Annotated in this window: 1 pseudogene; it reads left to right on the forward strand. The window is 62.8% G+C overall.

Features of this window, described 5'->3' with window-relative positions:
- Positions 1–242, forward strand: a pseudogene (locus SB756_RS34290) (DsbA family oxidoreductase); the annotation flags it as partial.

Here is a 242-nt window from a genome sequence, read left to right on the forward strand (position 1 = left end):
TGTTGTGGTTGCAACGTGAGCAACCTCAGGTAGAGGTGCAGGTGCACTGGCAGGGCGTGCAGCTGTTGCCTGGGCTGCCTGCCAATGGGGTGTCGTTCAGTACGTTTTACCTGCAACGCCTGGGCAGTGAACAAGCCGTACGCGAGCGCCAGGCCCAGGTGCGCGCCGCTGCCAGCGTGGTGGGCGAGGATATCGATTTCTCGCGCATACGCCGCATGCCCAATACCGGCAATGCTCACCGG

It is taken from the genome of Pseudomonas sp. SIMBA_068, from assembly GCF_046534705.1.
Lineage (GTDB): Bacteria > Pseudomonadota > Gammaproteobacteria > Pseudomonadales > Pseudomonadaceae > Aquipseudomonas > Aquipseudomonas putida.